Below are 13431 nucleotides of genomic sequence, written 5' to 3' on the forward strand. Positions count from 1 at the left end.
GCTGATGAGGGGCTTGAGCACCGGCTTCACCCGAGCCGGAAGAGCTCTCCGTAACGTGGGTGTGGCAGCTCGGTGCCGAGGCAAGGCCGGACAAAGCGTGAGCAGAGGGGCCTGCACGTGATCGACACCAGCGACATCGACGTCTTCCTCGGCCTGGACGTCGGCAAAGGCGAACACCACGCCACCGCCGTCACCCCGGCCGGCAAGAAGGCCTTCGACAAGCGCCTGCCCAACACCGAACCCAAGCTCCGCGAGCTGTTCGCCAAGCTGCAGGCCAAGCACGGAACGGTGCTGGTCGTGGTCGACCAGCCGGCCTCGATCGGTGCCCTGCCGCTGGCCGTGGCCCGGGACATTGGATGCCCCGTGGCCTACCTTCCGGGCCTCACGATGCGGCGGATCGCCGACCTCTACCCGGGTGAGGCCAAGACGGACGCGAAGGACGCGTTCATCATCGCGGACGCCGCCCGCGCGATGCCTCACACGCTGCGGGCGATCGACGGCGAGGACGAGACGATCGCCGAGCTGGAGATGATCGTCGGCTTCGACGACGACCTGGCCGGCGAAGCCACCCGGGTTGCCAACCGGCTCCACGGCTTGCTGACGCAGATCCATCCATCGTTGGAGCGGGTGCTGGGGCCGAGGATGAAGCACCCGGCTGTCCTGGCCTTGCTGGAGCGGTTCGGGTCACCAGCTCAGATCCGCAAGGCCGGACGGCGCCGCCTGGTCACGCTCTTACGTCCGAAGGCGCCGAGGATGGCCGAGCGGCTGGTCGAGGACATCTTCACCGCTCTGGACGAGCAGACCGTCACCGTCCCCGGCACCGAGGCGGCAGCGTTGATCGTCCCAAGCCTGGCCGGATCCCTGACCGCCGTCCTCGACCAGCGGAAACTGCTGGCCGGACGGATCGAGGAACTCCTGGAGGACCACCCTCTTTCGAAGGTCCTGACGTCCATGCCGGGAATCGGCGTCAGGACCGGAGCCCGTATCTTGATCGAGGTCGGCGACGGCAGCACCTTCCCGACCGCCGGCCACCTCGCCGCCTACGCCGGACTCGCACCCGCGACCCGCAGTTCCGGCTCCTCGATCCGCGGCGAGCAACCGTCCCGACGCGGAAACAAGCAGCTCAAACGGGCCTTCTTCCTCTCCGCGTTCGCCGCCCTGGGCGACCCGGCATCCCGGGCCTACTACGACAAGAAGATCGCCCAAGGGAAGCACCACACCCAGGCCCTGCTCTGCCTCGCCAGACGACGAGCGGATGTCCTCTTCGCGATGCTCCGCGACGGAACCTTCTACGAATCCCGGACCACCGCAGCGACTTGAGACCTTCTTGTCCTGCGGACAGGTGCGTGATCAGCTTCGGAGATGGGGGCCGAGGATTCCGAGCACATGAAACTCATCCACCGCTGGCTCGCCGGCGAGGTGGTCAACAACACCGTCGGCATCAAGGTGACCGGCGGCCCGTTCGACGGACGGACCAAAATCGTCCAGCTCGATCAAGACGGGCTTCCGCCCGCACGCCTCCGTGCTCGCGGCGGCCGGGGACAGACACCTGGAATCCCTGCTGCCTGGCACATCTACGAAGCCGTCCCGGCCCCCGATACTGCCGCCGGCTGGACCTACGGATACGCCGGAGCCGACACGACTGACGCTTCCGCCGAGGGCCCCTCAGGCGCCCACACGGCTTGACCAAAGAGATAGGGGCACCCCCCCGGGCACACTCGGCTAGCAGTCGGGGGCTCCGATGGGCAGCACGCGCCTCGTCATTGACGAAAAGGCTGACTGCCGACGCAGAGGCGAGGCTGCCAGCCGCAAACCCTGCAGGAAGGGTCCCTGAGGAGCGGGTCGGTCGCAGGTCAGGCCCCCGGTTGGCGGACAGGGCCGTGTCATGGGGAGTGCGGGATCGTTTCGGCACTCATGAACGACACCCGTCACGTTGGAGTGAGCACCCCGGTCGCCCCGCAGAACCGTGCAACAGCAGGCCCACCCCGACCGCCCACCCTCTACGGGTCGGGACCTACTCGCCGTCTGGCCGGGGGCGGGGTGGCGGAGTGAGGGAGCGGGAGCGCTGGTTCTACTGGTGCCGTGCCTGCCGCCAGCCGCTCTACGCGACCAGCACGGCCACGGCTTCATCGGCCCGGGAGTGGGAGATCGACCACCAGCAGCCCGGCCCCTGTACCCGCGCGCACGCGCTGCCCCTGACGGGTATCGCTGAAGGGCCGGAGGAACTACCGACCGCCTCGACGGTCCTGCGGCACATGGGCCCGTAACCCCTGCCCGTGGTAGCCAGACGGGCATGCATCGTCCAGGAGCGGTGCCCGCCGGGAAGGTCACCAGTTGGCGGCCGTTACGTTCGTGCACCGGCACTGAGCCACTAAGCGCAGTACTCGGCCCAAGATGTGGCTCATTAGGTGCGTCACGCCACCTCGGTGCGGCTACCGACGGTAACTTTGTGAGGCGCTGAGAACGGAAGGGGCACTGCCATGCCAAGCGAGACAGTTCAAGGGTTGCCTCTGGACCTGCCCGAGCACGACTGGCGTCCCCCCGCCCCCGCCGCCGGATGTGAGACCTGCGCGAAGGCAGCCGGGAAACGCGGCAAGGCCCGCGAGGCCGGAGACCGCTCAGCCGTCACCGACCACAACATCACCTTGCGCAGCCACCCCCACACTCGCGCCAGCCAGGTCTGATCCAGCCCTACTATCCCGCCGCCGCGCTCTCACGCCTTGTTCTAGGCCGCGGCGATAAGGCCGGCTGCCCCTGCTCCGGCGGACACCGTTCCGCTGCGAGCTCCGCGGCTCTGGACAACCCGGCGCTACACAGCACGCAGCCGCGCCGATGGCGGGAGAGCGGGCGCCGCTCTCGCACAAGGGATCTCCGCCAGGAGGTCGTTCGTCTGTTCGGGGGTCATGGACACGGGTGACGGGGGCAGGGGAAGGTCTCCCCGGGTACGGCCGGGCACCGCTCGGCCGGCGAAGAGGAAGGAAACCTGTCGGGCCGAAGGCGAGTGAGGGTGACGATAGGGCTGGCTGACGACCTGGGCGGGTATCCGGCCGGCCGCCTGCTGTGACGACGCCGGCCCCGCTCTTCTCGCACCGGTAGAGGAGCGCTCCAGCCGCTCGCGCGCTGCTTGCGGCTCACGATCCACATCCCGGTCAGGGGGAGGCCGTGAGGCCGTTCCGACGATGGCGTGCCGGGCGGCTGCTGCGGTCGTCGGCACCCTGTGAATTGGGTGGCTGGGAGCGGAGCGGGGGGTGGTGATCCGGCGAAGGCTGGTGGGTGTCCGGTGCCGCGTGGTCGGGATCGCTGGAAACAAGGGTCCGTGTGTGACCTGGGGGAGCCCGAGGCGCCGTGCGTGAGGAATGGCTTGACAAATTCTATGGCCGGCCATCCCTATCCGTTCGGCTGACGGTGCTCATCTCGGTGGTTTCGGTACCGGTCCATCCACCGTCTGAGGAGTTCTCCGGGGGTACGGGCCGTCGGCGGCTGCTCGGGGGGCCAGTTCTCCTGACGGATGAGCGGGGTGTAGGGCATGAGGTACCGCAGACCGTCCGTTTCCAGCACGCACAGCGGGATGTCGCCGGGAGCGTCAGGATGCCCGATGCGGATCAAGAACAGTGCCGGGGGATCGGTGGAGATTTCCCCCCGCAGCAACATGGGCGCGTGATGTGCTGCACAGGCCGAAGCCAGCATCTTCCCATCGACCAGGACCTCGGTACAGCGGCGCCGGACATGGTGCACGACAGTGATCGAGTGTCCGTTCTGGTCGAGGTGGTATCGGGTGGGTCACCATGGCAGCCTCTCGGGGCGTCCGACTCCAGGGTAGGACTTCCCGGACCGCCGGAAGACGGCGCTTTTGACGGCAAAACGTCCGTGCCCACCCGCTGTCGTGCCTTGCCATCAGTGCTCGCCACGGAGCTGCGGGTGAAGGCAGCCTGACCTGAATGTCTCGCACGATGCCTAATCAGGGAAGCAGAACTATCACAACTATGATAGTTGGGGTAGGTTGGGTGGATGGAGCCGAAGACGTATACGACGATCGACCTGCGAAAGCAGATGGGGGAGATCCTCGACCGCACCCGGATCGCGGGGGAGCCGGCCGCGATCACCCGCAAGGGCAAAACCCTCGCCTACCTCGTGCCCGCCGAATGGTTCGAGCAGTACACGGCACAGCACCCCTCGACTACCGCCGCCGAGCAGGACGCGGCCTGAGGCCGGACCGCAGGCACACCAGGAGTCCCTTCGCCATGACAGCGCAGCCCATCCACTTCGACGGCCCGGGCGGCGACCAGCCGCGCCGGGTGCCGCTGATGCCCGAACGCACACCCCAGGCTCTGCGCCTGGCTATCCAGGAACACGCCCCGCACCTGCTGCCGGACTTCGAGGCCCACTGGCGTCGCGCGATCGGGGACGCGTTCAACCTCACCCCGGTCCCGGCCTTCATGCGGTTGTGGTGGACCCAGTACGCCATCGCCCGCGACCCCGGCCTGGAAACACACCTGCGTGACCTGGAAGCACGCGCCGCGAAGTGCGAGGACCCCGAGGAGTCCGCCCGGCTCTTGGCCGAGTACAGCCGACTGCGCGCCCGGGCGGCCACCGTGGAGCCCGGCCGGTGACCGACGAGCTCCCACGCCCACCCTGGCAGATGGATTGGACGGCGGAGGCGCTCCACGAGTTCGAGGGCATGCCCGAGGACGGAAAACGGCTGGTCCTCTCAGCCCGGGCCGAGCTCGTCACGGCTACCGACCCCTACTACCGGGGTATCGACGCCGACGTATCCCTCCCTCACTGGATCACCGTCCGTCCGCTGGCCTCGACCAGCCCGGGCGGCCCGCACATCGCCGACCTCGCCGGCGGCCGAGGCTGGCTCGTCTTCACCTTCATCCGCCGCAATGCCGACCCCCAGATCACCATCACCGACGCCTTCTGGGCCTGATCCGGGCACGGCCCTGCCCGCGCTTGCGTGAGCCCGCGCTGCAACGCACAGCCAGGCTCACCTGCCGTTCACGCGCCGGCGCGGTCGCCGGCACCCACCACACCGGCCGCTTCACGAAGGTGCCATGGTTCGCCAAGCTCCTACAAGCCCCCACCCCACCCGACCGGGCGTACCGGCAGCCGTGGTGGCCTGGCCCCCCGGCGCCCGCGCCGATCTTTGGAGCGCCGCCGGCATCTGACGAGTTCAGTGGTTGTTTGCCGTGTCGGCGGCTTGGCGGGCTGCGGGGGTGGGAATTCGATATGTCCTGGCGGCCGTGGCCTCGAACACCTGGCTCAGGGCGTAGGCGGGGACACGAAGGCAGCGCCGGCGTATGCGATTTCGGCCATGGGTTGGATTCCGCGGCTGTGGTAGAAGTCGAATTCTCACATGCGGCTGCGCGCCGAAGTGCGTGAATGCTTCGGTGTACAGGGGGTGAGGAAGTCGGTGAAATTCGCACGGCCCGCGGAGGTTGCGGGTGTGAGCCCGAGGAAGGCCGACCCCCGCCCGGAGACTCTGCCTGTTGGCGTTCAATACGCAGGCACTGTCTGGCTCCGCAGGACGGCTTCCGTTCCCGCGTGCGTGTGACTAGGGTCGTGGCGGAGTCAGGGCGCGCACGTTCCCCGTGGCTGTCACCTCCGCCCACGCGGTTCAGCGGCGCCGTCGGCCATGGTTGAGGCGAGCAGCGGTGGGGACCTCGCCCGGATCGGGGAGCCGTGTTCAAGAACAACTTCGCCGTGCGTCGCCGTCGGGCGCGCCTCTTCGCCGACTGCGTCGGCATTGGCTATGCCGAGGCTCTGCGCCGTCTGGACGACGCCCGCACCGGGGCCGTCGGTCACCAGCACGGCTCTCCGGACCTGACCTTCCTTACCCGGGAGCCTTACAGCGGCGGCCGCATCGTGAATACCGACTTCGCCGCTCGCCTGGTCGCAGCCGCGCAGAGCAGATGCCGCCACTGCCTGATCATGTTGTCGGTCGACGCCCTGGACGACCGCCCCACCGTAGCCGCGTTCTCCGGGAGGGCGTTAGGGATCCTGCCCAAGGCGGGGAGGGTGCGGGAGTCCACCGCGCGGTGGGCGGCTCTGGCTCGGCGCGTATACGGCGACCGTGAGGACTCCGCGGCCGCCTCAGCGGTGTGGGAGGCCGTCGAGGCGATGGACGTCCCTCAGTTGTACGGCCTGCTCGACGACGCGCTCACCCTGTGGGCCATCGCAGGGTCCCCGCCTGTCGTCATCCATCACGGCGAGTTCGGCGATGGCTGGGACGGTGGACCTCTCTATCAGGTGACGGTGGCGTCCAGGGAGGACGGCGGTCACCGGGTGCCCGTGCTCGCGCTCGGCCACGAGGCCGGCCGAGCAGGGCTGGCTCATCTGCGCGAGGTGGGCCTGCCCGACTGGGACTGGGAGGGCCCACCGGTCATGGACCCCAAGTGGGAGCTGCGGGTCAGCCGCGGCTCCCGGGCGTTGGAGGCGATCGTCCGCGTCGACGATGAGGGGCTCGACGACATCGTGCTGTGGAAGGCCGCGAAGCTCGTCCGGCTGTCCGCCGGCTGGTGGGACCTGCTCGACCGCGCGCAGCACGTCGAGGTGGGGGGCCCTTGGGCACCGGGCGCCCCCGAGGCGCCCGAGAAGGTCGCCGTCGTCGCCCGCGTCACGTTCCGGTAAGGGCACCGCCGCAATGCGGCAGAAGCCGCCGGCGCACGCACCATGGCACACCTGGACGCATTCCTGCCCGGCCTCGACGTCCACCTCAGCGACGACATCCTCGAACCGCATCCACGAAATCGTCCCGCCCGGTACCGACACCGGCGCCCCCGACCAGGACTACCTTCCGCCCGCCATCCAGAACGCGGCCGTGCGCCGCCGCCATGGCGAACGCGCAGCCGCCTGCATGCGTGAGAGGTGTTTGGGCCTTCCAGCGGGATGGCCGGTGCCGGGCATGACGCGGTTCGGCGCAGAGGCCCCGGGCTTCTGTGTTGTCTGCGGCCGCTGCTTTCGGCCGGCTCGGTCAAGGGCTTGGGGGTGCTGTCACCCGTTCGGGGGGTCGTTGCAGGCAGGACCCGGCGGGCGGTGTCGTGGGCCCGGGACACTTCGAGGGCAGGGGGTGCAGCGGTGACCGTCTGAAGGAAAGGGTCTTGCTCGTGGTGGAAAGGGCCGGCGAGCCGGTGCGGTCGGGTACCTGCAGTGCGAGGTGGCAGGCGGCCGAGCGGAGCATGCAGAGGTGGGCGGAGCGGTTCGGGCTGGTGCCGGGTGCGGCTGAGCAGCAGAGACTGGCCCGGTGGGGGCAGGGCCGGATGGCCGGCTACGTCGCCCCGGGCGCATCGGTGGGAGAGTTGGAGTTGCTGGCGTGCTGGGGGGCGTTCATCACGCTCGTCGACGACGGCTTCGACCGGCCTCATCCCATGCCGTCGGCGAATGTGGAGGCGGTACTCGCACCGCTGGTAGCAGTGGTCTCGGGCAGCGATTCCGGATCAGCGGGAGCAACACCGGCGGTGACCGCGCTGCGGGATCTGTGGCGGCGCACCGCGGTGGGGACCGGGACCGGGTGGCGGAAGGATTTCGCGGCCGCCTACGCGTCGTTCGCGGAGGCGACTTGCGAGGAGGCCCGCTGGCGTGAGAGCGGCTTCCTCCCTTCCCTGGAGGAGTACATACGGCTGAGGCGCCGCACGATCACGGTCGTCCCGCTGCTGCTGGTGACCGAGCGCCTCCACACCGAGGCCCCGTCGGCCGAGGGCCTGCACGACGTCTGCGCGGACGTCATCGGATGGACGAACGACCTGGCCGACGCCGCCACCGCACACGAAGGCCAACTGGACCTGGTCGACGTCTTGGTCCGGGAACAAGGCTGCGACCGCGGCGAGGCCGCGGCGATCGCCCGGGCGATGATCGAGGACCGCCTCGACGACTTCGACACGACCACCCAACAGCTGCTGGCCGCGCACCCTCACACCACCGGCACGCGCGAGCGGATCGAGCTCCTCCGCACGTTCCTGACGGGCGCGGTGACCTGGCAACACGAGTCGCAGCGCTACCGCGCCCCCCTGCCCGCACAACGCCCGGCCGGCCCGCGCCCGCCCGTCGATCCGGCGGAAGCGGCCGCTCTCCGCCTGGAACGCCGGCTGCCCCTGTCGGTGGCGGCCGGCGGCGCGGTGCGCGACCACTGCGCGGGCCGCGTCCTGGAAACCGCCCTCCTCCTGGCCCTGCTCCGCACCCGCGCCACCCACGACCCCGAACAGCGACAACTGTCCGCCTACCTCGAACAGCGCCGCCCGGCCGCCGACCCTCTCGACGCGCTGTTCATCGACGCCTGCCTGCACCCCAGCACTCTGCCGCCGAACGCCGCCGACGCGGCGAGGTCCGTGGCCGGCGACCCGACCCTGGCCGGGGGCAGTCCATCCGGCCGCCGGGGCCGGCTCAAGCGCAGCATGCTCCATGCCGTACTCCACGTCCTGGGCGGACTACGGCTGAACCCCGCGGACACTCCTGAACCGGCCACCGGCACCCTGTCCTCGTTCACCACCGTCAACCTCACAGCCGTGCGGATCCTCTACGCCCACGCCACCGGCTACCCGCACACGGTCTCCACTGACGAAGGCTTCCGCCTGGCCCACATCCTGAACGAGACCGCAGGACGGCTGGCATGGGAATCGAGCGCAGCCACCCACCTGCTGGGACTGCACGCCCTCAACTCCCACCGGCCCGCCCACCCACTGATCGAACAGGCGGTATCCGGCCTGCTGCTGGCACGCGACCTAGAGGGCGGGGTGCCGTTCCTCGACAGCCAGGACGTGTGGCTGTCCGCCGTCGCCGGCCTCGCCTTCCTCCAACGGCCCGCGCTGCGCCGATACACCCCGCGGATGGGTACTTTCGTCGCCGCCTGGCAGGCACCCGACGGCGGCTGGCCTTTCGCCAGCGGCATCCAGCAGACCGACGTGGACACCGCCACCCGCTGCATGGAGTTCCTGCACACCCTCGATCCCCACCGCTACCGGCACCACCTCGACAGGGGCGCCGCCTACCTCGCCACGAAAGCCGCACCCGACGGCGGATTCCCCACCTGGCAGCAAGGCGACCACCCCGACCTCGACATGACCGCCGGCGCCGTCCTCGCCCTCGCCCCCCACACCCCCTCCCACACCCGCCTCACCGCCGCCGCCACCCGCTTCATCCTCGACGCCCAGCACGAGGACGGCACCTGGACTCCCAGCTGGACCCGCAGCGAAGCCAGCGTCATCCTGCGAGCCCTCGACGCCCTCCACACCGCCCGCACCCTCCCCGGCGCCGACCTGGCCCGCATCCACGCCGCGACCACCCGCGCGACAGCACGGCTCCTCACCACCCAGCAGCCGGACGGCGGCTGGGGCCACACCCCCGACCACGACAGCGACACCCTCTCCACAGCCCAGGCCCTGCCCGTCATCGCCCGCCACGGCCCCCCTCACGCCACCACCGCCGCCCTGGCCCACCTGCTCTCCCGACAGGACGAAACCGGCTCCTTCCCCGCCCCACCAGACCAAGTAGGCCCCCGGCCCCTGCCCTTCGACTATCCCGTGGTCGCCGACCTCCACACCCTCACCGCCCTCAACCGCACCACGCCAGGCGCCCTGCTCCGGGCGCCGGCCAGGCCGCGGCCACGCACACCCGGAAAACCGGTCCGCCCCGGCCCCATGTGAACCAGCCGCGCCAAGCCGGCGAACCTTCCCGGTCACAGCACTGGAGTACGACGGAGGCCTCCGCCCAGGTCCTGGGGGAGGCCTCCGCTTCTGACGGTCGGAATGATCAGAAGGCGCCGTTCAGGCCCCACCCTGAGGTGGCGCGGAGAGGACTCGACGCGCCACGGGAAGGACTGTATCGCGCAGTGGGGAAGGTGCTGCGGCAAGGGGTGGCCGGGGCCGTGAGCTCCACGGCGACAGCGCGGCCCTCCGCGCCAAGGTCGTGTCCGATGGGTTGCGGAATCGCTTGGGCGTTAGAGGTGCGGGCCTTGGCGAGTAGCCGTTCAGCGGTACCTGTGCTGACGGCGTAGCAAGCGGCGAGAGCGTCGGCGGTGACGGCCGGCCCGTCGCAGGTGTGGGCGGTGGCGCGCGCGCCGGTGATTTCGGGCATGCGGGGGTCGGGGGTGTGCGGCGGTCGGTGCGCCGGGGGTACAGCATTTGTGCTGCGCGGGCCACGCGGCGCGGGCTTCGGCGGCCTCGCGGGTCCACCACCACCGTCCGTGCAGCTAGGGGCCAGGGGTATATCGATCGGCTAGTCGGCGATGGCCCAGCCGTAGACGGCTGCCAGTCCGAGGACGAGGGCGATAGAAGCGATCTTGACGGGTTTCACGGCCGTTTCCTCCTGCACGTGGCTGGGCCCCGACCCGGGGGGAGGGGTCGGGGCCCAGCGGGTGGCGGTGGTCCGCTGTGTGGGTGGCTAGTGGCGGAAGGTGTCCTTGACGTCTTCCTTGGCCTGGCGGGCGTTGCCCTTGGCCTGGTCGGCGTGGCCGTCGGCGGTCATCCGCTCGTTGGCAGCCACGCGGCCCATGGCTTCCTTGGCCTTGCCCTTGGCCTGCTCGGTGCGCGCCTTGGCCTTCTCCGTGCCCGACATCGGGACCTCCTCGTGTAGTACCGGATTGGTCGTGACCCTCTCGTGCTCCCGATCCCGGACCGCAAACCTCACCGCTTGGCATCGGCTGGCCGCTGGCTGGTGTCCTGGGGCGGGCATCGGACGGTGTTGCTGTCGGCGTGCGTCTGTTGGGGGTCATGGGCTCGAGGAATGGGGGCAGGGGAAGGTCTCCCCGGGTACGGCCGGGCAGCTGCTCGGTCGGCGAAGAGGAAGGAAACCTGTCGTGTCGAAGGTCGAAGAGCCCATCGAGGTCGACGTCCCCGTGCGTACCGCCTACAACCAATGGACGCAGTTCGAGTCGTTCCCCCAATTCATGGAGGGGGTCGAGCGGATCGAGCAGCGCACGGACACACTGACGCACTGGGTGACGAAGTTCGGCGGGGTGGACCGTGAGTTCGATGCGGAGATCACCGAGCAGATCCCCGACGAGCGCGTCGCCTGGACCACTGTCGGGGGTGAGGTGAAGCAGGCCGGTGTGGTTACTTTCCACCGCCTGGCCGACAACAAGTCGAAGGTGATGCTGCAGCTCGACTACGACCCGGAGGGTTTCGCGGAGAACGTCGGCGACAAGCTTGGCTTCGTCAAGCGGCAGATCGCCGGCGACCTGAAGCGGTTCAAGGAGTACATCGAGGACCGCGGTCGCGAGACAGGCTCCTGGCGCGGCAACATCTGACTGGCCCATCGGGGTGAACGGCGCCCTGATAGGCGCCTTCTCGCAGCTCCCGGGCCGGGGGCACTGCGAGAGCGAACCGCCCTTACCCCGAGATAGGGCGGCCTGACGGGGACCGGGGCGCGGTGCCGCGCCCCGGTCCCCGCTGGCAGGGTCCCGGCGGTGGTTGTCCGGCCGCCGCCGGAAGGCTGCGCGGGTGCGGGCCGGGGGAGTGGCCCATGAGCTTCTCGCCCTTAAGGACCGCTGATGTTGACCTGTATGGCATTTCTGCTCGATTGAGGGGCTGCCCGCCCGGATCGTCACTGAACGTTTCGGCTTTCGATCAGTGTGTCTGTGGCGGTGATGATCTCAGGGTCGCGGGCCTGACGTGTGACGCGGTTTCGCCGACCTCGGCCGGGCAGGTTGAGGAAGGCGCCTGGCCGGCGGGCCTGGGGCCTTCGTGATGGTGAGGTTGCGTCAGCCGGTGCGCCTGGCGGCCTCGATCTTGACCGTTTCGACGGGGACGTCATGGTGGTTGCTGTGGGTGCCGGTCTTGACGTTCGCGATCTTGTCGATGACCTCCATGCCTCCGGTGACCCTCCCGAAGACGGTGTAGCCGGCAGTCTCGCCCGGGTTGAGGAAGTCGTTGTCGCTCAGGTTGATGAAGAACTGGGCGGAGGCCGAGTCCGGGTTTTCGGTGCGGGCCATGGCCACCGTTCCGCGCGTGTTGAGCAGGCCGTTGCTCGCCTCGTTCTTGATCGTTCCCCGGGTGGGCTTCTGGTCCATGTCCTCGGTGAAGCCGCCGCCCTGGATCATGAAGCCGGGGATGGCGCGGTGGAAGATCGTGCTGTCGTAGTGCCCGGAGACGACATACTCAAGGAAGTTCTTCACCGTGATGGGGGCCTTCTCGGCGTCGAGTTCGATCTGGATCACGCCGAAGCTGGTGTGCAGTTCGACGTTCGAGGTCTTGTCGGTCATGGTCTCTCCGCTCAGGTTGAAGGTCGGCTGGAGCATCGTAGGGAACGTTGGGTGATGGAGTGGTCACGTTGAGGCTTCGAGGGCGGCGGTGCGCTTGTCGGCGAAGCGGATGTTGGAACGGGCTCCTTCGAGGCGCTCTCGGAGGGTTCGGTGCTCGCGGGTGAGCTGCTGGACCCGGTGCTTGAGAGGTGTGTTCTCGGTGGTCAGTGCCTGAAGTGACTCGCCAGGGACCGTCTGGGGGTCAGAGGCGTTTGAAGGTCCGCCTGGCGGTGACGCCGTCTGCTTCGCACAACTCGTCCATGCCGGTGTCGGTGAAGGTCCGGGTGACGGTGGCGGTGGAGTTGCCCAGGTGGAGTTCCTGGATCAGCTGGTCGCCGTTCTGAGTGATGGTGCTGGGGCAGGAGAGCCCCTCTACGTCCTCGGTGAACCTCTCGCCCAGGCTGAAGGTGACTTGAGCCTTCCTGATGCTGGTGAGAGTGTTCTTGCGCCAGCGGCTGTCACCCTCGGGGAAGATCTCCACCGTGGGCGTGGCCTTCAGGGCCATGTTCCGCATGATGTGCCCGACCCCCACTGCCTTGAGATACGCCTCGTAGTTGTCCGCGCTGGTCATCTCGAACATGCCGGAAGTGTCGTTCACGCTCGTCCTCCGCTCCGTGGAAAATTCTGGTCGCCAGATGCGTCCCGGGCTCCCCGCCGGGGCTTGGGCCTAGCGTCGCGTCTTGGGGGAAACCATCCGGGTGCCGGACCAGTGCGGGGCGACGCTGAGGGAGGTGGTCCGCGCGAGTCCGGCACTGGTCGCAGCTTCACTGATGTCGCCCGGGTCGACGTAGCCGTCCCGTCCGGACTTCGGGGTGCACAGCCAGATCGCGCCGCTGTCCTCCAGACCCTGGGCAGCGCCGCTCAGGGCGTCGATGAGGTCGCCGTCGTCCTCGCGGAACCACAGCACGACCACGTCGGCCAGGTCGGCATGGTCTTCGCCCACCAACTCGCTGCCGGTGGCCTCCTCGATGCCGGCCCGCAGGTCCTGGTCCACGTCCTCGGCGGAGCCGAGTTCCTGGACCACCTGACCGGGCTGGATCCCCATCCGGGCCGCCGGCCCCGCCTGTTCTTCCGTCGTCGTCATCGCAACTCCTCCAGTGCGCCCAGACACGCCATCCGTGCCCGTTGGTAGTCAGGCGGATGCCCAGAGCGATGATTGTGAATCACCCTCGTCGCACCCGCCCCGCTGACTGCCTCAA

The 13431-nt window shown here is 69.2% G+C and carries 13 protein-coding genes; 9 read left to right on the top strand and 4 right to left on the bottom strand.

Annotated elements, in window-relative coordinates; translation table 11 throughout:
- The first annotated feature begins 117 nt into the window (after positions 1-117).
- The 8 genes from ACFYYB_RS40675 (at position 118) to ACFYYB_RS40710 (ending at position 9638) form a co-directional block, all read left to right on the top strand.
- Positions 118-1320, top strand: coding sequence for an IS110 family transposase (locus ACFYYB_RS40675; RefSeq protein WP_389443509.1), 1203 nt, complete (start codon positions 118-120; stop codon positions 1318-1320).
- 66 nt (positions 1321-1386) lie between these two features.
- Entirely contained in the window at positions 1387-1686 is a 300-nt protein-coding gene (locus tag ACFYYB_RS40680; RefSeq protein ID WP_389443511.1) for a hypothetical protein, read from the top strand.
- Positions 1687-2048: 362 nt separating this feature from the next.
- Positions 2049-2267 carry a hypothetical protein gene (locus ACFYYB_RS40685; protein ID WP_389443513.1) on the top strand — a complete coding sequence of 73 codons (219 nt, stop codon included), beginning with the start codon at positions 2049-2051 and terminating at the stop codon, positions 2265-2267.
- 1741 nt (positions 2268-4008) lie between these two features.
- The gene (locus tag ACFYYB_RS40690) at positions 4009-4206 is read left to right on the top strand and encodes a type II toxin-antitoxin system prevent-host-death family antitoxin (protein WP_389443515.1); all 198 of its coding nucleotides are present in this window, start codon (positions 4009-4011) and stop codon (positions 4204-4206) included.
- 35 nt (positions 4207-4241) lie between these two features.
- The gene (locus ACFYYB_RS40695) at positions 4242-4610 is read left to right on the top strand and encodes a DUF6247 family protein (RefSeq protein WP_389443517.1); all 369 of its coding nucleotides are present in this window, start codon (positions 4242-4244) and stop codon (positions 4608-4610) included.
- On the top strand, positions 4607-4930 hold the full coding sequence (locus ACFYYB_RS40700; protein WP_389443519.1) for a hypothetical protein: 324 nt from the start codon (positions 4607-4609) through the stop codon (positions 4928-4930). Before ACFYYB_RS40695 ends, ACFYYB_RS40700 begins: the two co-directional genes overlap by 4 nt.
- A gap of 752 nt (positions 4931-5682) precedes the next feature.
- A complete protein-coding gene (locus tag ACFYYB_RS40705) occupies positions 5683-6630 on the top strand; it encodes a hypothetical protein (RefSeq protein ID WP_389443521.1) in 948 nt (315 codons plus the stop codon).
- A gap of 548 nt (positions 6631-7178) precedes the next feature.
- Positions 7179-9638, top strand: coding sequence for a prenyltransferase/squalene oxidase repeat-containing protein (locus ACFYYB_RS40710; RefSeq protein ID WP_389443523.1), 2460 nt, complete (start codon positions 7179-7181; stop codon positions 9636-9638).
- A 736-nt stretch (positions 9639-10374) separates the two neighbouring features.
- Here ACFYYB_RS40710 and ACFYYB_RS40715 read toward each other — a convergent pair.
- Positions 10375-10548 carry a CsbD family protein gene (locus tag ACFYYB_RS40715; RefSeq protein ID WP_389443525.1) on the bottom strand — a complete coding sequence of 58 codons (174 nt, stop codon included), beginning with the start codon at positions 10546-10548 and terminating at the stop codon, positions 10375-10377.
- A gap of 241 nt (positions 10549-10789) precedes the next feature.
- On the opposite strand from ACFYYB_RS40715, the gene ACFYYB_RS40720 reads away from it, so the two are divergent.
- Entirely contained in the window at positions 10790-11239 is a 450-nt protein-coding gene (locus ACFYYB_RS40720) for an SRPBCC family protein (RefSeq protein ID WP_389443527.1), read from the top strand.
- 453 nt (positions 11240-11692) lie between these two features.
- Here ACFYYB_RS40720 and ACFYYB_RS40725 read toward each other — a convergent pair whose 3' ends face one another.
- The 3 genes from ACFYYB_RS40725 to ACFYYB_RS40735 all read right to left on the bottom strand — a co-directional run bounded on the left by ACFYYB_RS40725 (position 11693) and on the right by ACFYYB_RS40735 (position 13316).
- Positions 11693-12229: a peptidylprolyl isomerase gene (locus ACFYYB_RS40725; RefSeq protein WP_389443529.1), complete on the bottom strand. Its 537-nt coding sequence runs from the start codon at positions 12227-12229 to the stop codon at positions 11693-11695.
- A 205-nt stretch (positions 12230-12434) separates the two neighbouring features.
- Positions 12435-12830 (bottom strand): hypothetical protein, encoded by a 396-nt coding sequence (locus tag ACFYYB_RS40730; RefSeq protein ID WP_389443531.1) that lies wholly within the window; start codon positions 12828-12830, stop codon positions 12435-12437.
- Positions 12831-12899: 69 nt separating this feature from the next.
- Positions 12900-13316, bottom strand: a complete 417-nt coding sequence (locus ACFYYB_RS40735; protein ID WP_389443533.1) for a DUF3052 domain-containing protein — start codon at positions 13314-13316, stop codon at positions 12900-12902.
- Positions 13317-13431: the final 115 nt, after the last annotated feature.

The sequence above is a fragment of the Streptomyces sp. NPDC002886 genome (assembly GCF_042888445.1).
GTDB lineage: Bacteria > Actinomycetota > Actinomycetes > Streptomycetales > Streptomycetaceae > Streptomyces.